This window comes from Hymenobacter terrestris (assembly GCF_013377905.1).
Taxonomy (GTDB): Bacteria; Bacteroidota; Bacteroidia; order Cytophagales; family Hymenobacteraceae; genus Hymenobacter; species Hymenobacter terrestris.
Map to the genome: position 1 here is coordinate 24,534 of NZ_JABKAV010000021.1, position 21,250 is coordinate 45,783.

General features: G+C 58.8%; 14 protein-coding genes. 5 read left to right on the forward strand and 9 right to left on the reverse strand.

The features are described 5' to 3' along the window. The first annotated feature begins 2 nt into the window (after positions 1-2). Positions 3-3,308, forward strand: a complete 3,306-nt coding sequence (locus HW556_RS09350) for a SusC/RagA family TonB-linked outer membrane protein (protein WP_176899759.1) — start codon at positions 3-5, stop codon at positions 3,306-3,308. Positions 3,309-3,337: 29 nt separating this feature from the next. Beyond that, positions 3,338-4,729, forward strand: a complete 1,392-nt coding sequence (locus HW556_RS09355; RefSeq protein ID WP_176899760.1) for a SusD/RagB family nutrient-binding outer membrane lipoprotein — start codon at positions 3,338-3,340, stop codon at positions 4,727-4,729. A 132-nt stretch (positions 4,730-4,861) separates the two neighbouring features. Here HW556_RS09355 and HW556_RS09360 read toward each other — a convergent pair whose 3' ends face one another. The 4 genes from HW556_RS09360 to lon all read right to left on the reverse strand — a co-directional run bounded on the left by HW556_RS09360 (position 4,862) and on the right by lon (position 11,066). Further along, positions 4,862-5,596, reverse strand: coding sequence for an SDR family NAD(P)-dependent oxidoreductase (locus HW556_RS09360; RefSeq protein ID WP_176899761.1), 735 nt, complete (start codon positions 5,594-5,596; stop codon positions 4,862-4,864). Positions 5,597-5,754: 158 nt separating this feature from the next. After that, on the reverse strand, positions 5,755-7,170 hold the full coding sequence (gene hslU, locus HW556_RS09365; RefSeq protein WP_176899762.1) for an ATP-dependent protease ATPase subunit HslU: 1,416 nt from the start codon (positions 7,168-7,170) through the stop codon (positions 5,755-5,757). 183 nt (positions 7,171-7,353) lie between these two features. Next, on the reverse strand, positions 7,354-8,409 hold the full coding sequence (gene porQ / locus HW556_RS09370; protein WP_176899763.1) for a type IX secretion system protein PorQ: 1,056 nt from the start codon (positions 8,407-8,409) through the stop codon (positions 7,354-7,356). Between the two features lie 200 nt (positions 8,410-8,609). Beyond that, positions 8,610-11,066 carry an endopeptidase La gene (lon, locus tag HW556_RS09375; protein ID WP_176899780.1) on the reverse strand — a complete coding sequence of 819 codons (2,457 nt, stop codon included), beginning with the start codon at positions 11,064-11,066 and terminating at the stop codon, positions 8,610-8,612. Positions 11,067-11,516: 450 nt separating this feature from the next. Here lon and HW556_RS09380 point away from each other — a divergent pair, with 450 nt between their 5' ends. Then, entirely contained in the window at positions 11,517-13,571 is a 2,055-nt protein-coding gene (locus tag HW556_RS09380; RefSeq protein ID WP_246289583.1) for an OmpA family protein, read from the forward strand. A gap of 187 nt (positions 13,572-13,758) precedes the next feature. Here the strand turns inward: HW556_RS09380 and HW556_RS09385 are convergent, their stop codons facing one another. The 3 genes from HW556_RS09385 to HW556_RS09395 all read right to left on the reverse strand — a co-directional run bounded on the left by HW556_RS09385 (position 13,759) and on the right by HW556_RS09395 (position 17,184). Continuing rightward, positions 13,759-14,256 carry a DUF6702 family protein gene (locus tag HW556_RS09385; RefSeq protein ID WP_176899764.1) on the reverse strand — a complete coding sequence of 166 codons (498 nt, stop codon included), beginning with the start codon at positions 14,254-14,256 and terminating at the stop codon, positions 13,759-13,761. Positions 14,257-14,429: 173 nt separating this feature from the next. Then, the gene (rseP, locus tag HW556_RS09390; protein ID WP_246289584.1) at positions 14,430-15,776 is read right to left on the reverse strand and encodes an RIP metalloprotease RseP; all 1,347 of its coding nucleotides are present in this window, start codon (positions 15,774-15,776) and stop codon (positions 14,430-14,432) included. A gap of 229 nt (positions 15,777-16,005) precedes the next feature. Beyond that, entirely contained in the window at positions 16,006-17,184 is a 1,179-nt protein-coding gene (locus HW556_RS09395) for a 1-deoxy-D-xylulose-5-phosphate reductoisomerase (RefSeq protein WP_176899765.1), read from the reverse strand. A gap of 174 nt (positions 17,185-17,358) precedes the next feature. On the opposite strand from HW556_RS09395, the gene HW556_RS09400 reads away from it, so the two are divergent. Beyond that, complete coding sequence (locus HW556_RS09400) at positions 17,359-17,844, forward strand: hypothetical protein (protein WP_176899766.1); 486 nt, start codon at positions 17,359-17,361, stop codon at positions 17,842-17,844. A gap of 93 nt (positions 17,845-17,937) precedes the next feature. Here HW556_RS09400 and HW556_RS09405 read toward each other — a convergent pair whose 3' ends face one another. Next, positions 17,938-18,390: a 3-oxoacyl-ACP synthase gene (locus tag HW556_RS09405; protein WP_176899767.1), complete on the reverse strand. Its 453-nt coding sequence runs from the start codon at positions 18,388-18,390 to the stop codon at positions 17,938-17,940. A 217-nt stretch (positions 18,391-18,607) separates the two neighbouring features. Between HW556_RS09405 and HW556_RS09410 the strand changes: the two genes are divergently transcribed. Beyond that, positions 18,608-19,312 (forward strand): hypothetical protein, encoded by a 705-nt coding sequence (locus tag HW556_RS09410; protein ID WP_176899768.1) that lies wholly within the window; start codon positions 18,608-18,610, stop codon positions 19,310-19,312. A 240-nt stretch (positions 19,313-19,552) separates the two neighbouring features. On the opposite strand, the gene HW556_RS09415 is transcribed toward HW556_RS09410, so the two are convergent. Next, a complete protein-coding gene (locus HW556_RS09415) occupies positions 19,553-21,139 on the reverse strand; it encodes a M28 family metallopeptidase (protein ID WP_176899769.1) in 1,587 nt (528 codons plus the stop codon). Between the last annotated feature and the right edge of the window lie 111 nt (positions 21,140-21,250).

Here is a 21,250-nt window from a genome sequence, read left to right on the forward strand (position 1 = left end):
TTATGAAAAGAAGTTTACTTATCGCACTACCTCTGATAGCTTTCTCGGCCACTCAGGTAGTTGCGCAGACTCGGACCGTTTCTGGCCGGGTTACCGACCGGAGCACCGGTGATGGTATACCGGGTGTTACGGTTCTTTTAAAAGGATCGACTACTGGTGTATCTACCAATTCTGATGGTTCGTTTACGCTGACAGTCCCCGCTACCGGCGGCACGTTGGTGTTTAGCTCTATCGGCTTTGTTTCTGTTGAGCGGCCGATCGGAACCGAAAGCCAGGTGAACATCGGCCTGTCGTCGGACTCCAAGCAGCTCAGCGAAGTGGTCGTAACGGCCCTAGGCGTAAAGCAGTCCCGAGACGAGCAGGGAGTCGCGGTTGCACAGGTGCAAGGCGGAGCCGTAGTGCAGTCGGGTGAAACCAGTGTCATCACCGGCTTGTCGGGCAAGGCGTCGGGCGTCCAGATCACCCGGAGCAGCGGCGACCCCGGAGCAGGGGCATACATCCAGATTCGGGGTCAGAACTCGATTACGGGTACCAACCAGCCCCTCATCATCGTGGATGGCGTACCAGTGAGCAACAGCAACCTGGGCAGCGGCACGGCCGGCGTAGTCCAGCAGTCACGCTTGAGCGACATCAACCCCAACGATATTGAGTCGGTGCAGATTCTGAAAGGTGCTGCGGCCAGTGCACAGTGGGGCTCGCGGGCTGCCAACGGCGTAATCTACATTACGACCAAGCGCGGCGGCTCGGCCAACGGCAAAATTAGCGTATCGTACGGTGCTACCTACTCGGCCGACCGGGTTTCCTACAAGCACGACCTGCAGGACACATACGGACAGGGTACCGGGGGCGTAGCTGCCCTGGGAATCAGTACGCAGGCCGCCTCTTACGGCGATAAAATTAGCACCCGTAGCGGCGGTCCAAACGAGTTCTTTACCGACCGTGGCTCCTTCCTGGCCCAGAATGGACAGACGTACTTGCCAATCAGTAAGAAGAATAGTCGCGAGACTTTCGTAGATAAAAACTTCGACAGCGTTTTTCAGACCGGTAGCTACCTAGAAAACAACCTGAGCCTGACGGCGGGCAACAAGGATGGCAACATCTTCGCGAGTATTTCCGACCTCAACCAGCAAGGCATTATCCGCAACAATTCGGATTACCGCCGCACCAGCGGCCGGGTGAACGCCTTCCGCAACTTTAATGATATCGTTAAGATTGCCGGTAACGTAACCTACAGTCGCGTATCGTCGAACCGCATTCAGCAGGGCTCCAACCTGGCTGGTTTGTACCTGGGCTTGTTACGCTCGCCCGCCGATTTTGACCAGAGCGGCTACATTGGTACCTACACCGACCCGGCCGGCAACATATTCCCGAACCGGCAGCGTGCATACCGCCGGCCGGTTGGCAATAATGCGAACCCGGTCTACAACAATCCGCTCTGGACTATCAATGAGCAGATAAACCCCAGCGAGGTAGACCGTTTCCTAGGCAACCTGGAGCTGAACGTAAATCCGCGACCCTGGCTGACGCTCACCGTGCGTCCCGGCGTTGATACCTACACTGACAGCCGCCGGACCCTGTTCCCCATCAATTCGGCGGAAAACGGCGGAAATGGCTCGGCTTCCGAGGAAATCGTTACTGAAACCCAGTTCAACGTGGACGCCTTCGCGCGGGCAACTCACCAGTTCAGCCCCTTCGTGAGCGGCAACCTGCTGATTGGCACAAACTTCAACCAGCGCGAAGCCCGCAATATAGGGGCCAGCTACCTGAACTTCATTCTGGACGTACGCGGCCAGAGCTTCTTTAACAACGCGACTAAAGCCAACGTAACAGCTTTCGACGCGGAAGCCAAGCAGCGCACATCGGCCGGCTACGCTACGGCGGGCCTCGTGCTGGGCGAGCAGCTCTTTCTGAATGCTACCGGTCGCGTGGAAAACGCTTCGACTTTTGGTCCGCAAACTCAGAGCCGGTTCTTCTATCCTTCGACCGATTTGGCCTGGCAGTTCTCGAAAGTGGGTGCTTTGGCGAGCAACAATATCCTGAGCTTCGGTAAGCTGCGGGCTGCCTACGGTGAAGTAGGCTTGCAGCCAGCTTCGGGCAGCGCTTTCGGTATCTACCTGACCCGCGACGTATTCGTGCCAGCTTCTTACACGGAAAGCTACGGTCCCTTTATCGACCCGGCCGCTTATAACGGAGCCTTTGCACGCAGTTCACTGCGCGGGAATCCGCTACTGAAGCCTGAGCGTAAGCAGGAGGTGGAAGCCGGCCTGGACCTGCGGTTCATCAAGGACCGGATTAGCCTGAGTGGTACCTATTACCAGAACAAAATTACCGACGCCATTCTGCCCGTGCCGGTACCTGCTTCCTCGGGCTACACCCAGGAATACGCCAACGCAGCCGAGTTAGAGAATAAAGGCATCGAAATCGACCTGAACGCAATCATCCTTCAGAAGGAAGGCCTCAACTGGTCGGTCGGTGGCAACTGGACCCGCAACCGCAATAAGGTGAACAGCTTGGCCGGAGCCGAGTCGATTTTCCTTAACGGTTTTGCTGGCACCTCGTCGCGGGCCGTGGAGGGGCAGCCCGTTGGGGTCCTCTGGGGTGGCCGCTGGGAGCGGAATGAGAATGGGTCACTGGCCCTCGATAATGATGGTTTCCCACAGCCAGCCCAAACGGAAGGCGTTATCGGCGACCCCAACCCCAAGTGGCGTTCCGGAATAAACACCGCGCTTACTTATAAGGGCATCCGGCTGTTTGCCTTAGTAGAAACTTCCTTTGGAGGCGACATCTGGGCAGGTACAGAAGGCGTACTGCGCAATTTCGGTACTTCGACCTACACGGCTGGGGAGGTTACTCTCTCGGCCGCCGACGCCGCCGTCACTAAAACCTACAGCGACGCGGGAGCTACCGTAGCCTCGGACTATACGCCGAATGCCGATGGCACTTACACGGTTCGGGGACGGTTGGACAACTTTGGTGGAGGTAACGTATTGCTCGACGAGAGCTGGTTCACCTCTACCGGCAGTGGCTTTGGTCCGGTAGCGGAGCAATTCATACAGGATGCCACCTGGACCCGCTTGCGCGAACTTACGCTGGGCTATACGTTGCAGTCGGAAGGCTTCCGCAAGCTTACGCGCCTGCAGAATGTAGAATTTACGCTAACCGGCCGCAACCTGCTGCTTTATACCAAGGAGTTCAAGGGCGTCGACCCAGAGACGAACGTAACAGGCGTTTCCAATGGCCGGGGCCTAGAGTACTTTAACAACCCCGGCACGCGCTCCTTCCTCGTGGGCCTGCGCATCACTTACTAAGTATCAATCCTGATTTTCTTCGGTTTCTTATGAAACATTTTTCTAAACTTGCTTTCCTACTCACTCTTGGCCTCGCGCTCGGCTCGTGCGACAAGTTCGTAGACGACCTGAGCGTTGATCCCAACAACCCGAGCAACGTTGACGCGACCAATACGCTGCAAGGCGTAATTGTGGCCGACGCGCTGGTACACGAGGCCGAAGCGGCTCGGCTGTCCGGCATCTGGACGGCCCAGTTCACTGGGTCGATAGCTCAGTATATTCCGCTCAACAATTACAACGTTACGTCGGGCAATTTCGACGACATCTGGGATACGTCTTACTACGGCGTTGTTGCTCAGGCTCGCATCACGGCCGCCAACGCCGAAGCGGCCGGGGTATTCCGCCTGCAGGGCGTCGCCCAAATTCTGGAAGCCCACATGATTGGTACGCTGACGTCGTTGTTCGGCGATATTCCGTACCGGGAAGCGGTAGACCGTGCTCAGTTCCCGCAGCCTGCCTTCGACCCGCAGCCGCAGATCTACGACGATCTGCAGAAAGCACTGGATGTGGCCATTGCCAACCTAGGTAAATCGGGTGGTATTCCGGCTGCGCAGGACATCTTCTTTGCTGGCAGCGCCCCAAAGTGGGCGGGGGTCGCTAACACGCTGAAAGCCCGCTATTACCTGCAGACTAAAAATTACGCGGCGGCCCGTACGGCGGCTCAGTCGGGTATATCGTCGCCGGCCAACAGCATGATTATGCCCCACTTGGATGCTAGCGGCGGCCAGAACGTCTATTTCCAATTCACCGTGAACGAGCGGGGAGGCTATCTAACCGCTACGAACTCGTATGCCGCTCAGCTGCTCGACCCCGCCCGTGCGGGTATGGCAAATAACCGTAATACGGCCGCCACAGATGAATCAGCCCGATTCGACTATTACTTCACGGCGGCCCCAACTGGCACAACTAATTATGGCCTCCAAGAAGGAGAAGGCTTCAGTGCGCCAGATGCATCGTTCCCATTGGTGACGTATGTGGAGAACCAGCTCATTATAGCTGAGGCTTCCGCCATTCTGAACAGCAGCGGGGACAATGCTACTGCCTTAACTGCCCTTAACAACGTTCGGGCCGCGCTACAGGCTCAGTATGCTGGCAGCACGTATGCTCCCTACACCCTGGCCACTTTGCCCGGCACCGGCACCGACAACGCTAAGCTACTACGCGAGATTCGCACGGAGCGCTACCTGACCTTCATTGGTCAGATTGGTGCTTTCAACGATGCCCGTCGCACCAACAACGCGTTGGGTCTGCCGCTCAAGACGTCCGGCGCGCCGTCTCTGCCACAGCGCTTCCTGTATCCACAGAGTGAAATCAACACCAACCGCAACCAGGTGCCTAGCCCCCTGCCCGGTTTGTTTGACCAAACTCCTGTGAACAAGTAGCACTAACCAGCCAGTTTAGCCGCTGACTGAAAAGCTATTTGAGTAGCCCAACAAAAAAGCTCCAACCGTATGGTTGGAGCTTTTTTGTTGGGCTACTCATCGGAGTAAGCAGGTCAGTTTTACATGCACCTTTTAGGCCGTCATCAATTCATCAATCCGCAGCACTACCTCCGACCCCAGATCGGGCTGTTGCAGCCACGCCATGATGCGGCCAGCTACTTCGGCCGGCTGGCGCAGCTGGCCCTGCTGGTGGAAATCGGCAAATTTGGCGGCTTCGCTGAAATCATGGGCGTCGGCCGAGCGGATATGCTCTTGCATGGGTGTATCGAGGATGCCGGGCGAGAGGCTGCGGATACGGACGCCGCTGCCGCGCAACTCCTGCTCGTGCTGGGCCGTGCGTGAGAGAGCATCTAGAGCGGCTTTGGAGGCCGAGTAGGCTCCCCAACCGTCGACGGGCCGTTGGGCCGCGCCACTGCTGATATTGAGGATGGTGCGGGGCAACTCGCGGCCCTGATAGGCGCTCAGGAAGGTATTCATCAGCATGGCCGGGGCCAGCAGATTTATGTCGAACACAAATTCGAAGTGCTCATTGGTCTGCTCACCCAGGTAGCCGATTTCGCCCAGCACGGCGGCATTATTGATGAGGGTGAGACTAGTAGCATCGGGGAAGCGGGCAAACACCTTGTGCAGGTTGTGCTGCACAGCCGGCAAGTCCGAGAGGTCGAGGGGCTGGTGCTGGTACCGCTCGTGCTGAACGGTAGCGTGGCGGCAGATGCCGATAACGGTGGTGTCGGGCCGCGCTAGGGCGGCTTCGGCCAGTGCCCGGCCCAGGCCCCGGCTGGCGCCAGTGATGAGGTAGTAATGCATGAGGGGAAATAGTGAGAGGGTGAAATGGTGAGTGCCGTTCAGCGCACCCAGTCTCCGCAGTAGTTACGCGGGGACCGAAGGTGGCGTTGAACGGCACGCATCATTTCAGCATTAGCGAAGTACCTGAACGGCATTCACCCTATTACCTCATCACTTCATCATAGAATATACTGGCTCAGGTCGCGGTTGCGTACCATGTCATTCAGGCGCTCCTCCACCAAGGCACGGTCGATGAGGATGCGGGCGTTGGCGCCGATTTTGTCGGGCACGTCGAAGAGGATGTCGTTGAGCAGGCGGCTCATGACGGTGTGCAGGCGGCGGGCCCCGATGTTTTCCACTTCACTGTTGACTTCAAAGGCAATTTCGGCTAGGCGCTCCAGGGCCGCATCTTCAAAAGTCAGTTCTACATCTTCCGCTTTTAGCAACGCCTCGTACTGCTTTGTGAGGGCATTTTTGGGGTCTTTTAGAATCTGGTAGAAGTCGTCCTTGGTCAGGCTCTGGAGCTCGACGCGAATGGGGAAACGGCCCTGCAACTCGGGAATGAGGTCGGAGGGCTTGGCCACATGGAAGGCGCCAGCAGCAATGAACAGGATGTGGTCGGTGTTAACGATGCCGTACTTGGTGCTCACGGCCGAACCCTCTACAATGGGCAGCAGGTCGCGTTGCACGCCTTCGCGGCTCACGTCGGGGCCGCCGCCGCCCTTGCTGCTTTTGCTGGCTACCTTGTCGATTTCGTCGATGAAGATGATGCCCGAGTTTTCGGCGTGGCGTACAGCCTCGTCCTTCACCTCGTCCATGTCGATGAGCTTGGCGGCCTCCTCGTCGAACAGCAGCTTGCGGGCCTCGGCCACCGTTACTTTGCGCTTGCGGGTTTTTTTGGGCATCATCGAGCCCAGCATGTCCTGGATACCGGCCATGCTGGCTTCATCCATGCCGCCGGGCGCGCCACCCATCACGCTGATGCCGCCCCCGCCCTGCTGTACCTGAATCTCAATTTTGCGGTCGTCGAGCTCACCATTCCGGATTTTCTCACGAAACCGCTCGCGGGTCCGCTCATTGAGTTCACTATCGGAATCGGGCATCTCACCAGAGCCGGTGGTAGTAGGGAAACCCAGGGCGGGCTTAGCTACGCCGGGTGCGCCGGTCACCGGCGGAATCAGGATATCTAGAATGGCCTCCTCCACCAATTCGGCGGCCCGGGTTTTTACTTCCTCCTTTCGGCGGGTTTTCACCATATTCACCGACTGCTCCACCAGGTCGCGCACCATGCTCTCCACATCGCGGCCCACGTAGCCTACTTCGGTAAACTTGGAGGCCTCGACTTTCACGAAGGGCGAGCCGGAAATACCGGCCAAGCGGCGGGCAATTTCGGTTTTGCCCACGCCGGTCGAGCCGATCATGAGGATGTTGTTGGGCACAATTTCGTCGCGCATTTCGGGGGCGGCGCGCAGGCGGCGCCAGCGGTTGCGCAGGGCAATGGCCACGTGGCGCTTGGCCTCGTGCTGGCCGATGATGTACTTATCGAGTTCGACCACAATCTGGGCCGGGGTCAGAAATTCCGAGGATTCAAGCATGTATGGAGGTACTGTTTGGAGGAGAGGCTGATATAATAACTCGTCATTCTGAGCATTCCGCGAGTTGAGCGGCGACGAAGGACCTTATTATGCCTGAGCCTTAGGGCATCTTCAGCGTTACATAGTCTTTCGTCGCCGCTCAGCTCGCGGAATACTCAGAATGAACTTGTAGACAACAGTTAACTATTGGGGCTGTTTCTTGAACAGCGAGTCGAGGCTACGAGAAACGGTAAAGTAATTAGCACCGCCCGAGGCGTGGTAGCCGGCATGCGTATAATCGAGCTGAAACTGACTGATGCGCAGCATTACACCGAACGAAAAGCCGGCCCCACCCGCGGTGTTATCCAGGCGCAGCTCGCGGCGCTGGAGGTGGTTGTAGCCGACGCGTACGTTTAGGTTTTTACTAAGCAGTAGTTCGCCACCCACTGCGAAATGCCGCGCAATCTTGTCGCCCAGGCTCTTTTCAGGCTTTACCTCGTTGCCATTCTCGTCAATCTGGCCGCGCTGGCTGGGGTCGAGGTAAACGATGTCGAGCTGCTGCAGGTGATGGGCCGTGAGGGAAAACCGGAACGGCAGGTACTCGGGCTTAATGGATGCGCCCAACTGCACATCAAATGGCATCGGCTCCCGGTCGGCCCCGTCATAGGCCTTGAGTTGCACGCCGGCGTTACGCACCACCAAGCCTACGGTGAAATCGGCGGTGGGGTGCTTAAACAGGCCGCCTACATCAGCCAGAGCGGCGTACGAGTGGTTGCCGGCAATGCCCGAGCCAGCCAGTTTGAGCGTGCCACCCAGCGTGAACACGCCCGAGGTATAGGAATCGGAGAGGCTCAGGGCGTACTCATTCACTGTAAACCGGCCCAACGAATTACCGGCCGGATCGAACTGCTCGAAGTCGCCGTAGTTGAGGTAGGTTAACCCTACTCCTATCCGGCCGGCTTTGGCTGTGTTGAACACATATACAGCAGTGCTCTGCTTGATATCAGCCAGATAATCGACAAAACCCAGGGCCAGCCGGCCGTCCATATCGGCGTTCAACAGGGCCGGGTTGGCATAGATCATGGTGCCATCGGCATCGCGCGACGAGGTATTGACGCCGCCCAAGCCAGCCAGCTTGGCGCTGGTAGGCAGGTTGAGGAAAGAGAAGACCCGCTGCCCCCCAATCTGAGCGCGCGCCGTGCCCAGCGTAAGGCCCGAAATGGCAAAAACAACGGCGGTGCGGCGTAGGAGTTGGTTCATCAACGGTAAGATAAAGCAGTTCCCGGACAGGACGTTGCGGCGGCCGGATTTATTGTGCGACGTGGGTGATTCGATGCTGGAAGAACGTCATGCTGAGCTTGCCGAAGCATCTCTACCGCCTGTTGAATATACTATCACAACGAAGCGGTAGAGATGCTTCGGCAAGCTCAGCATGACGTTTTTTTTGGCCTAACGCTTCCCTACTGCACTTCCACGCTCGGGCCTAACGGCGCAGGGGCTTCGTCGCGCACTATCAGTTTCATCGGGTGCGCCACCTGCTCATCGAGCAACGCCACGCGCAGCACGTCATCCACGCGGTCGGCGTAATGAATGGTGAGGCCCTGGAGATAGTGAGGGGCTATTTCGTCGATGTCCTTGCGGTTTTTGGGGCAGAGGATAATGTCCTTGATGCCGGCGCGGCGGGCGGCCAGGATTTTCTCCTTAATGCCGCCCACCGGCAGCACCTTGCCGCGCAGGGTTATTTCGCCCGTCATGGCCAGGTGGCTGCGGATTTTGCGCTGGGTGAACACCGAGGCAATGCTGGTGAAGATGGCAATGCCGGCGCTGGGGCCGTCTTTGGGCACGGCACCTTCGGGGAAGTGAATGTGCAGGTCGTATTGGTCGAAGAGGCGGTAATCGATGCCCAACTCGTCGGCGCGGCTGCGCAGGTAGCTCAGCGCGGTTACCGCCGATTCCTTCATCACGTCGCCAAGCTGGCCCGAGAGCGTGAGCTTGCCCCGGCCGCGGCTCAGCAGGCTTTCTATGAACAGAATGTCGCCACCCACGCTGGTCCAGGCCAGGCCCGTCACAACACCAGCCGTTTCGTTGTCCTGGTACTGGTCACGGTCGAAAATAGGCGCCCCGAGGATGCGCTTTACATCGGCGGGCTGCAGCGTGGCGGGGTAGCTTTCGTCCATGGCTTTGCTCTTGGCCACGTTGCGGACCAGCCCACCGAGCTTGCGCTCCAGACTGCGCACGCCGCTTTCGCGCGTGTAATCGTCAATCACGCGCTGCAGGGCGGCGGTGCTCACGGCGGCGTCTTTAGGACCGAGACCGTGCTCTTCGAGTAGCTTGGGCCAGAGGTGCTTTTTGGCAATCTGGCTTTTTTCCTCCAGCGTGTAGCCCGTCAGATCGATAATTTCCATCCGGTCGCGCAGAGCGGGCTGAATAGTGTCGAGCGAGTTGGCGGTGGCAATGAACAGCACCCGGCTCAGGTCGTACTCCACCTCCAGGTAGTTGTCGGTGAAGGTCGAGTTCTGCTCGGGGTCGAGCACTTCGAGCAGCGCCGAACTGGGGTCGCCGCGGAAATCGGAGGCCAACTTGTCAATTTCATCGAGTACGATAACCGGGTTGGCAGCGCCGGCCTTCTTAATCTGGGCGATAATACGGCCCGGCATGGCCCCCACGTAGGTTTTGCGGTGTCCCCGGATTTCGGCCTCGTCGCGCACGCCGCCTAAGCTCAGGCGGGCGTACTTGCGGCCCAGCGCCTTGGCAATGGATTTACCAAGGCTGGTTTTGCCCACGCCGGGCGGGCCGTACAGGCACAGAATCGGCGCTTTCAGGTCGTTTTTCAGTTTGAGCACTGCGAGATACTCGATGATGCGCGCCTTCACCTTCTCCATGCCGTAATGGTCCTGGTCGAGGATGCGCTGAGTACGCTTGAGGTTGAAGTTGTCCTTGGTGTACTCGCCCCACGGCAAATCGAGCAGGTACTCCACGTAATTCACGCTGATGGGATACTCCGCGGCCTGGGGGTTGAGGCGGGTGAGTTTATCGAGCTCTTTCTCGAAATGCTTGGCCACGGCTTCAGGCCACTTTTTACCCTTGGCTCGCTGGCGCAGCTTATCGGCGTCCTGCTCCGGCCCATCGAAGCCCAGCTCATCCTGCAGCACTTTTATCTGCTGGCGCAGGAAGTAGTCGCGCTGCTGCTGGTCGATGTCGGTGTGGACCTTGGTGTGGATTTCGCGCTTGATTTCCAAGTGCTGAATCTCCTTGAGCATCAGCTCCAGCAGCTTGGTACCGCGCTCCACGCCGTCGTTGGTTTCGAGGAGCTGCTGCTTCACGCTCACCTCCACATTGAGGTTAGACGACAGAAAATGCGTCAGAAAAGCCGGCGACTCGATGTTATCGAGCGCCACCTGAGCTTCCTGCGGGATTTCGGGGTTAAGCTTGAGCATGCGCGAAGCCGCCTCCTTAAGCGACGACACCAGCGCCTTGAGGCTCTTAGAGCTTTTGGCAGGAAACGCTTCGGGCGCATAGCTCACACGGGCCGTGAGATAGGGCGTGCTCTGGGTTTCCTCCTCAATTTTGAAACGCGACTGCCCCTGGATAATAATAGTCGTGTTGCCGTCGGGCAGCACCAGCATCTTCAGAATGCGGGCCAGCGTGCCCACCTGGTACATATCGGCCAGCGTGGGGTCATCGGACTGGCCATTTTTCTGGGCAACCACGCCAATCAGCTTGTTGCCCTTGTAGGCCTTACGCACCAGCCGGATGCTCTTTTTGCGCGTTACGGTAACCGGCAGCACCACGCCCGGAAACAGCACCGTGTTGCGCACTGGCAGCAGCGGTAGCACTTCCGGCTGCTCCCCGGGAGCCATTGGCTGGTCGGGGTCGGCGGCCACAATAGAAACCATTTCGGTGGAGTCGTCGGTCATCAGCAGTAACGAGGATAGAGAAGCGTTAGGCGGGATGGAATAGCTCATGCGAGGCGAAAAGACGGGCAAAATAGAAGTCCGGGTGCCACAATGACAGGCTAGCTCCCGGACCCAGGCTCCTTTACGGCGGAGCTGTGCCGAAGGTATGGGTTGGGCAAGCGCCGTGCCACGGCCGCCTTTTGCCACATCGGCAGGAAGCCATATGAGAGACTTGGGGAACTTGGGAGCTGAAGGGCCAGGGACCGGATGAAGTAAATGAACATCTTTTCGAGCGTGGCGAAGATTCCCGCGTTGTCTCAGAGCTACCATTGCAACGTCAACATGCAGGATTATTTACAGCGCCCGGAAGGACACTCTTCTAATCTTCACTTCCGGCACGTAAACAACCACATCGAAATTTTCCTATTTTTGATGCCGGCTCGCTGACCATTGCCAGCGCCTGTATTCCTTATGCTTCGAGTTGTCATTTTGTGTTTACTTGGCGGGTTGCTGCTGGGCTGTGGCTGGTCGGTACCGGCGAGTGCCCAGCAGAAGGCCCCGACCTATGCCCAGCGGCCCCTGTCGGCCAAAGTTATCCGCCAGCTGCGGGCCCGGCCCGATGCCACGCCACTGTTTCCGAACGTGAACCGGCTGGCATATTTTCGCGACAAAAAAGCCCTACGCGCCATTCAGCAGGCCGAAAAGCGCAAGAACTGGCCGGCGGCCCGCAACCTGCTCGAAACCTACGTGGGCCAGTTTGGCACCGAGAATTTCTACCGCGACACGCAGCTACTGTGGCGTCTGGGCCAGCTCTGGGACAAGGCTGGCGACGAGCAGCGGGCCCGCTCCTACTTCCGGCTCGCCCTCAAGCACCGCCGCCAGAGCCTGACCAAGGTGCAACAGTACTACGATTCGCTCGAACAGAAGGAAACAGAACTGTACGTGCCCCTCAAAAAGTACTACGAGCTGGTGGAGTATCGCAAGAGCATTGCCACGTTCCGGCCGCCCAAAGGGGTGTACACCAGCATGGGCGACGCCATAAACTCGAAAAAGGAGGACTACGGCCCCACGCTCAACACCGATTCCAACCTGCTGTACTTCACCTCGAAGCGCAAAACCCGCGGCCGCCTGCAGGAGGTTTCCGATGAGGACATCTACCTGTCGCGCCGCGAAAATGGCCTTTGGACCGAAGCCGAAGCACTGCCCAAACCCATCAACTCGGCCTACAACGAGGGTTCGGCCTGCATCAGCAAGGATGGCAAAACGCTGTACTTCGCCCGTTGCGAGTGTCCGACTTGCCAGGGCAACTGTGACCTGTATGAGGCGAACTTTCAGGACGGTAAATGGAGCATGCCCAAAAGCCTGGGCCCCGGCGTCAACTCTCCGGCCTGGGACTCGCAACCGACGCTTTCGCCGGGCGAGGATACGCTGTACTTCGCCTCTGACCGGCTCGGCGGCTTTGGCCTCTCGGATATCTGGTTTACGGTGAAGAATAAGGCCGGGCAGTGGACGGCGGCCCAGAACATGGGGCCCGTTGTGAACACCCGCGAAAGTGAGGTGAGCCCGTTTTACCATCCGCTCTACCACGTGCTGTATTTTAGCTCGCGGGGGCAATTGCTCAATTTCGGCGACTTTGACATCTATAAAACCTACCGCACGCGGAGCCGCTGGCAGGAACCCATCAACATCGGGCCGCTGGTGAACGGCAAGGGCTCGGAGTACTACTTCACCATCGACGCCGATTCGAAGGACCTCTACTACGCCCGCTCCGAGCAAGCCGATATGAAGAACCTGGACCTCTACTCCTTCCCGCTGCCAATGGAGGCCCAGCCCACCGCCACCACGCACATCGAGGGCTCGCTCATCGACTCGGTGAGCCGCAAGCCGCTCAATGGCCTAGTCAGCATCATCGACACCGATAACGGGATTGAGGTGGCCAGCAAGTACCTGCGCGACGATGGCTCCTTCGATTTCGACCTCATGGAAGGCTCGCACTACGTCATGCTGATTCAGAGCCCCGACTTTTTCAGCGTCGAGAAAAGCTTTGCGCTGAAGAACGACACGGTATTTCAGCTCATGACCAACGCCATCGACTATCAGCTGCCGATGGTGTTCCAGAACATCGAGTTCGACCAGGACAAGGCCAACATCCGGCCGACCATGTACCCTACCCTCGACCGGATTGCCACTTTCCTCGTCGACCACCCCACGTTCCGGCTCAACATTGCGGGCCACACCGACAGCCGCGGCGACATTGACTTCAACCTGAAATTGTCGCAGGACCGCGCCGAGGCCATCCGCCGCTACATTGAGCAGAAAGGCAAGCTGCCACCCAACCGCGTAGAGAGCATGGGCTACGGCAGCGAAAAGCCCCTCAAAGAGGAAAAAAACCGCGAAGACGCCCGCACCAACCGCCGCGTGGAGTTCCGCGTCGTCAAGCCGGCCGGCGACGAGCAGTTCAAAGCCGACCCCGCTCCGACCGGCAAACCCGAGCCCAAACCAGCTGGCGGGGATGACGGGTGGTAGCGGTGGGATAGTGAAAAAGACGTCATTGCGAGCGAAGCGAAGCAATCCGTGGGAGCAAAACGACCAACTCAATGAAGCAGTAAGCCCCTGACGAGAGGACATCAGGGGCTTTCCGCTTCCTTAGAGGTGTCATTTTGTATGATCGGATTGCTTCGCTTCGCTCGCAATGACGTCTTTTTCATCACCACTACCACTTCAGTTCCTGCTCCTCATTCCCATTGCGAAACAGGAAGCTCTCCTTCTGCTTGCCAGCGGTGAGGTTGACAAGGTTCATCTGGTCGGGAAAGATAGTAAGCAGCAGGCCCTGGCGAAGCGTGACGCTGGTGGCAGTGGCCGGCAGTGGGGCGGTAAAAAACAGCCAGTGCGAGTCGGTTTCCTTTTGCAGGCCCACCAGCGTGAGCGGCAGCGGCCGGCCGGGCTGCGTGCTGAGCTGCACCTCACGCCGCAGCAGGTTCAGCAGCAAAGGGTCGAGTTGGGCACGGGAGAGCCGGCCGATGGTATAAGATTCAGCTTGGCCTTGCGAAATTGCGTTTTCCAGGTCGTCGGTGAAGACTTTGAGGGCTATTTCAAGTCGTTGCTTCTCGGGGTTGAAGCGCACCTCCATCAGGCTGGCGTGGTAGGTATGAGCCCACGCCGCGAGGCTGATCAGGAGCAGAAGCGGCAGGATTCGGAAGAGTTTGGGCATTGTTGAAAAGAAGAGTTTACCGCAGATGAGCGCGAAAGTTTGGCAGAGCTGATCAGAACGACTCCGCGCCCTTACGCGGGAACCTCTGCGCCTCTCTGCGGGAAAGATACAGCGCAAGAAAAAGCCGTGCCACCCCAACGGACAGCACGGCTTTTCAATTCGATTCGGTAAACCTATTCTCCGAAAGCCTTGATAAGCGGGTTGATGATGAGCGTAAAGGCCATCAAGCCCAGAATAATCATCATGCCTACTTTCTGGGCATTTTCCATAAAGGCGTCGGAGGGTTTGCGGCCGGCCACCATTTCGTAGAGCAGGAACACCACGTGGCCGCCGTCGAGAGCCGGGATAGGCAGCAGGTTCATGAAGGCCAGCACCATCGAGAGCAGACCGGTGAGCGTCCAGAACCGGAGCCAGTCCCAAGTGCCGCCGTACTGCTGGGCAATTTCGATCGGCCCGCCTACCGATTTGCGGAACGAAGCCTCGCCCCGGAAAATCTTGCCAAAGGCCTTCATCTGGGTAGTTACCACACCGAAAGCCTGCTTGGTGCCCACCGGAATAGCCTCCACCAGCCCGTATTCGCGGGTTTCAAACTTGAGCAACGACTTAGGCAGAAAACCGATTTTACCGTCTTCGTCCACGTTCACATTCAGGGCTACGGGCTGGCCGGCGCGCTCTACGCGCACTGCCACCGGCTTACCGGCCTGATCCTTCAGGGCCTTCTGCAGCTCGGGGAAGAAGCGGATGGAGGCGCTGCCAACGGTCAGGATGCGGTCCTGGGGCAGGAGGCCAGCCTTGGAAGCGGGGCTGCCGGGCACTACCTGGTCGACTACGAATGGGTCGAGCGGCTGCACGAAGCGCTGCTCGCCCTCGTCAGCGAGGCGGTCCATAAAATTATTGGGTACGGGCACATCTACCAGCTGGCCAGCGCGGTCGACGGTGTAGTAGCCGTTGGAGCCCAGAATCACGTCGGGGCTGTACACGTCACTGAAATCCTTAAAAGGACGACCGTTGATTTTCACGATTTTGTCGCCTTCGCGGAAGCCCATTTCCTGGCCCAGCTCACTCGGCACAATGCCGTAGCGCACCTCCGAAGCCGGCAGGTAGCTCTGGCCGTAGCTGAAGGTGAGCAGCGTGAAGATGACTATACCGGTAATCACGTTCATGATGATACCGCCCAGCATCACAATCAGGCGCTGCCAGGCCGGCTTCGAACGGAACTCGTCGGGGGCTGGCTCAGCGGCCAGGCTCTCGGCATCCTGGGTTTCGTCGATCATGCCGTGGATGGCCACGTAGCCACCCAGCGGGAACCAGCCCAGGCCGTATTCCGTCTCGCCAATTTTCTTTTTGAACAGGGCGAAGTTCATCACCCCGGGCAGCGGAAACAGGAAGTCGAAGAAGATGTAAAACTTATCGACCCGGATTTTAAAATATTTGGCGGCCGCAAAGTGTCCGAACTCGTGCAGGCCCACCAGGAGCGAAAGGCCCAGCAACAGGTTGCCGGCCATGATTAATCCTTCCAAAAGAGCAGGGTAATGGGGTGATGAGGTAATTTTAATAAAAAGGTTACAAGCAGGGCGTCATACTGAGCGTAGTCGAAGCATCTCTGCCGCTATGCTAACCTTGCCAGCTGCAACGAAGCGGTAGAGATGCTGCGGCTTTGCTCAGCATGACGTTCTCATTTTACTCCCTTACTCACAGCCAACAAACAACGCGCCGCGGCCCGTGGTTCGCCGGATTCCGGCCAGCCTGTCAGGCGCGCACGGTACTGAGCAGTTCGGCGGCCACGCGGCGCGTTTCCTGGTCGGTGGCCACGTAGTCGGCGAGGGTTGGGTCGGCAAGGTACGAAACCCGCGCGAGGCTGGTTTCTACCACGTCCGACATCTGCAGGAAGCCAATTTCGTCGCGCAGGAAGGCGGCCACGGCTATTTCGTTGGCCGCGTTGAGGATGCAGGGCGCGTTGCCGCCCCGGCGCATGGCCTCGAAGGCCAGCCCCAGGTTGCGGAACGCGGTGGTATCAGCGGCTTCAAACGTCAGTTGCGGGTAATCGAGGAAGCTAAAGCGCGGAAATTCGTTGGGCAACCGCTGCGGGTAGCCCAGCGCGTACTGAATGGGCAGCTTCATATCGGGCAGGCCAAGCTGGGCCTTCAGCGAACCATCCTCGAACTGCACCAGCGAGTGGATGATGCTTTGCGGATGCACAATGACTTCCACCTGCTCGTCGCGGAGGCCGAACAGCCACTTGGCCTCTATCACTTCGAGGCCCTTGTTCATGAGCGAGGCCGAGTCGATAGTGATTTTGGCGCCCATATCCCAGTTGGGGTGCTTGAGGGCCTGGGCGCGGGTCACCTGGCCCAGCTGCTCGCGGCTGCGGCCCCGGAACGGCCCGCCCGAAGCCGTGAGGATAATCTTCTCAATCGGGTTCTGCTCCTCCCCTACCAGGCACTGAAAAATAGCCGAATGCTCCGAATCAACGGGCAGCAGCTTGACGCCGTGCTCGCGCACCAGCTCGGTTATCAGCTGGCCGGCGACCACCAGGGTTTCCTTGTTGGCCAACGCAATATCGTGGCCCGCTTTGATGGCTGCCACCGTGGGCAGCAGCCCGGCGTAGCCCACCATGGCCGTCAGCACCACATCGGTATCGGGCCGTCCGGCTACCTCCGTCAAGGCCTCGGCACCAGCCAGCACCTCGGTTTCAGGCTGATTGGCCAAGGCGTCGCGCACTTGGGCGTACTTGCTTTCGTCGCCGATAACTACAGCGGCGGGCCGAAACTCGCGGGCCTGGGCCACCAGCAAATCGGCGTTGGACTGGGCCGAGAGGGCCGACACGACGAAGCGGCCCGGCTGGGCACGGAGCACTTCGAGGGCTTGGGTGCCGATGGAGCCGGTAGAGCCGAGCAGGGCGACGCGCTTAGGGGTTTCGGGGGGCATGGAGCGGGGTTGGGTTACCGGGACTGTTATCTTGGACTTGTCAATATCTTGGACTTGTCGAACTGACGATTAGGTCAGGCAAAACTACAGCTTCCGGCGGCTTGGGCAGCACCTGCGCTAACCTCAGCGGCCCAAAACCCCGTACTTTGAGCTTCCACCTCCCTTCCTCCCGCCGTGAGTTCTCCTGCCGCCCCCGATTCTGCCGCCTCCGATAAAGCCCGCACCGGCCTCTGGACCAGCCTGCAGAAGCATCTGACTACCATCTACGCCGCCGAAACCGACTACCGCGCCGCCACCCGCTTCACTGAAACTTTCCCATTCCCGGCCTCAGCCGCTACGCCCCAGCAGCTGCTCGACTACCAGCACCAGCGGGCCGTATTGCGCGACCTGTTCGTGGATGAAACCTCCCAGCTAGACACGCTCGTAAAGGCCATTCGCACCAAGGGCTATGCCGAAGACGACAAGAAGCTGCTGCTGCTCATGCTACTGGGCTACTTCGATTTGGCCGAAACCGTTTTCGCCCTGCTCGACACCCAGCGCCCTAGCCAGTTGGAACCCGATGAGGAGCTGGACGAGGCCCGCGGCCGCTTCGAGCGCATCCGCAACTTCATCCGCCTCAATATCCGCGGCATAGCCGGCCTGCTCAAAGGAATACAATAGGCTTAACGTAATTCAAAGTGAAGCGAAGAATCTCGCGGGTAGTCGTTGCAGTACGTCAGCCCGCGAGATTCTTCGCTTCGCTCTGAATGACGTTCAGCTAACAGCCAAAACCCGCACTGATTTCCCGTTGAACATCACCGAGTCGCCGGGGCGCTTGCCAGCCAGCGCGGCGGCCACCGGCGCGGCGACCGATACGGCGAAGTAATCGGTGCCATCGAGCGGGAGCTTGCCGGCGCTAATACCTAAGTAGAACCAGCCCATAGAAGTGTGCACCAATGCCCCAGGCCGCACCGCATCACACGGCAGCGTTGGGTTAATGCGCTGGATTTCGGCCAGCAGCTGACGGGCCTGCTGGAGCTGCACCAGGTTTCGGTCGCGCTCATTCTGGGCCATGGCGCGGCCGGTTTCGTACTTGTCGCCGGCGCTGCTCTTGGTTTCGGAGTTGGCCGATTCCTGCGCCGCGTTGATGGCCGTTTGGATGGTGGCCAGCCGGTCGTGCACGTAGGCCAAGCACAGAGCGTGGAGGCGGGGTTTCATTGAACTCATACTATTATAGAGGAGATGCATGGCAGGTAGCAGGACGATGCAAAAGGGCAATACAGGCTTAATTTTAGGCGATTTTAGTTGAGCTTGCCTAGAATTGGCTGCTTGGTCTGACAGAGAAAATTCAAACTTTATTAACAGACTCTGCCGGAAAACTGAAGGTTGTCCAGCATATTTACGATCTATTGCGAACTATCATTCTCTGTTCTTAGCTGTGTGCATGAAACAATCTTACTTTGCCTTATTTCTACTAACTATTTCACTTGGCAGCTGCAGCAAGGACGGGGAAAATATTCCGCTGGTGCTAGAGGGTGAATACCGAGCTGCCGGCACAGTGCTGGCTGCCAATCCTATTGTCATGTACACCAGCCGCGGGCAAATAGATAACCAGGCCGTAATCGACCGGTATCTAAAACGCCACGCCAGGTACAACCCGTCTTTCTCCCGCACCAATATCATTTTTCCCGGCACTACTACCTTGGCTATCCGCGCCAACAACAAGGCCGCGCTCATTTCCAGTTACCAAACGCGGCACGATACGACCGAAGCCGAAATAACAGATCGCACCACCGACTACTTCGTACTGGCCAACCTGGATTCCGTTGGGCCGATACGAAAGCCCTTTTCCATCAAAGACGGCTGTAGCATGTTGGCAGATAGAATCAAGGTGGCATATCCGGGCGAGCGGTGCCGACCTGACTCCTCTTTTTTCTCCAGTTCCTGCAAAAATCGGCCGGTGCGGGTTATCCGCATCCAGGACGAAAAACTATTCATTCCCCAATTCAGCTGGCTGATACGAACGGCCACCTGCGGGATTACGCAATCCGGCGAATGGAACCTCCTCGACTCAGCCGTACTCGGGCAACTCCGCAGTGGCGACACGCTGGTAGTGCAGGAGCGGCAGGTGGAGCTGCTGAAGCAATAACAAACAGCGAGAGCCACTACATCGACAACTTTTCGGCAAATCCGGAACAGCGCCCGCGAGAAATTCTGCTTGCCTTAAGCAGTAACTCTAGTGATAGTTTCTACGCCGATTATCGTCGCCATTCATCTATTCATCAACATTTTAACTTCCATATTCTAACGAAAAAAACCGACTCTAAAGGGCCGGTTTTTTTCGTTAGATGGTTGCGTAAGTATGGCAGCTTGGCTTTCGCCAATCAGCCTACAACTGGCCAACGGTCTTAACCACCGGCAACGGCTTACGGGGGAGTTTAGCGTCGCGCATGGCGGCCTGGTACACGAACGAGGCCACTACCACAGCGGCCTGCTTGAGGTCGTCGGCGGGCAGGCGCTCGTAGGTGTCCATGTTGGTGTGGTGGGTGCGGGTGCCGTAGTCGAGCGGGTCCTGGATGAACTGGAAGCCCGGCAGGCCTACCGCGTCGAAGGCCAGGTGGTCGGTGCCGCCGGTGTTGCGCAGCGTGACGGTAGTGGCCCCCATATCGGCGAAAGGTTTCAGCCAGTCGGCGAAGATGGGTGCGGCGGCCTCGTTACCCTGGGCATAGATGCCGCGGATTTTACCGGCTCCGTTGTCGAGGTTGAAGTAGGCGGCCAGCTTTTCGTGGTCGGGCAGCAGCTTCATGGTGGCGGGGTCGGCGAAGTGGTTTTTCACGTAACCCCGCGAGCCGAACAGGCCCTGCTCCTCCTCGCCCCACAGCGCAATGCGAATGGTGCGGCGCGGCTGTACGCCGGCGGCTTTCAGCAGGCGCATGGCCTCCATCATCACGGCCACGCCGGCGGCGTTATCGGTGGCGCCGGTGGCGGCGTGCCACGAGTCGAGGTGGGCACCCAGCATCACCACTTCGCTCTTGAGCTTGCGGTCGGTGCCGGCAATTTCGGCCACCACGTTGTAGCCTTGCAGGTCTTTGTCCTGGAAGCGGGTGCGGGTTTCCATCTCCACTTCCACCGGCAGGCCGGCATCAGCGAGGCGGATGAGGCGCAGCAGGTCTTCGGGGGCCATTTCTATTTCGGGCAGTACGGACTTGGCATCGGCGGCGTAGGGCGCGCCGTTGGAGGTGAAGAACGTGCCGTCGGAGCCCCCGCGGGAGCTCAGGATGGCGGCTGCCCCTTCGGCCTGCACCATATCGAGCATTTTGGTGCGCAGGGCAAACTGGGCGCGGCGGTTTTTCAGCTGCTCCTCGGCTTTAGGGTCGGCGGGCTTAGGCGTGGCAGCGGGGGCTTCCAACTTGAAGTCGGCCATTTTCTGCAGTGCCTCGTCGGTGTGGCGGCGGGCATCGGGCTCGAAGGAGGGCTTGGGCGGGTTGGCCACATCGAGCAGCACGATTTTGTCGCGCAGTTGGCCCTTGTACTTGTCCAGGTCGGCTTCCGAGGCGGCTTTCACCACCATCACCCGCTTTTTGAGCGCGCCGTCGGTGCCGGGCGTCCAGGCCTTGGGCGCCCCGATGAGGGCATGGTAGTAGGGGGCCGTCATGGCCAGGTACGACTTATCGATATTCCAGCCGCGGCCGAAGGTGCCCCAGGGCTCGATGTTGGCTTTGGTCAGGCCCCAGTCGGTGAGCTGTTTGCGGCTCCACTCGTTGGCGCGGGCCAAGCCCTCGGAGCCGGCCAGGCGTGGGCCGCTCACATCGGTCAGGTAAAAGGCCGTTTCCATCACTTTGGAGCGGTTCAGGCCTTCATCTTTGATTTTGGCGAGCATGGCCGGGTCGGCCTTGGTGCCGCCGGTTTGGGCCAGCGCAGGGGCAGTAGCAGCCAGCGAACCGGCCAGCACGAGGAAACGGAACGTGTTCAGCATAGAGAAAAAAGAAGGGTTGAGGAATCGGAGAGTAGCTCAAAAACCCCGGAAAAGCGCCGGAGTTGCAGCGGGTTCCTACTGCTCTTCATGCGCTGTCGGGCGTCCGGGCAT

Excerpts from the sequence above, each read along its gene's own strand:
- HW556_RS09415 (WP_176899769.1), bottom strand. The coding sequence starts at position 21,139 with ATGCTGAACACGTTCCGTTTCCTCGTGCTGGCCGGTTCGCTGGCTGCT.
- HW556_RS09405 (WP_176899767.1), bottom strand. The coding sequence starts at position 18,390 with ATGAGTTCAATGAAACCCCGCCTCCACGCTCTGTGCTTGGCCTACGTG.
- hslU (WP_176899762.1), bottom strand. The coding sequence starts at position 7,170 with ATGCTTGAATCCTCGGAATTTCTGACCCCGGCCCAGATTGTGGTCGAA.
- lon (WP_176899780.1), bottom strand. The coding sequence starts at position 11,066 with ATGACCGACGACTCCACCGAAATGGTTTCTATTGTGGCCGCCGACCCC.
- HW556_RS09360 (WP_176899761.1), bottom strand. The coding sequence starts at position 5,596 with ATGCATTACTACCTCATCACTGGCGCCAGCCGGGGCCTGGGCCGGGCA.
- HW556_RS09355 (WP_176899760.1), top strand. The coding sequence starts at position 3,338 with ATGAAACATTTTTCTAAACTTGCTTTCCTACTCACTCTTGGCCTCGCG.
- HW556_RS09380 (WP_246289583.1), top strand. The coding sequence starts at position 11,517 with ATGCTTCGAGTTGTCATTTTGTGTTTACTTGGCGGGTTGCTGCTGGGC.
- HW556_RS09410 (WP_176899768.1), top strand. The coding sequence starts at position 18,608 with ATGAAACAATCTTACTTTGCCTTATTTCTACTAACTATTTCACTTGGC.
- HW556_RS09350 (WP_176899759.1), top strand. The coding sequence starts at position 3 with ATGAAAAGAAGTTTACTTATCGCACTACCTCTGATAGCTTTCTCGGCC.
- porQ (WP_176899763.1), bottom strand. The coding sequence starts at position 8,409 with ATGAACCAACTCCTACGCCGCACCGCCGTTGTTTTTGCCATTTCGGGC.
- HW556_RS09385 (WP_176899764.1), bottom strand. The coding sequence starts at position 14,256 with ATGCCCAAACTCTTCCGAATCCTGCCGCTTCTGCTCCTGATCAGCCTC.
- HW556_RS09395 (WP_176899765.1), bottom strand. The coding sequence starts at position 17,184 with ATGCCCCCCGAAACCCCTAAGCGCGTCGCCCTGCTCGGCTCTACCGGC.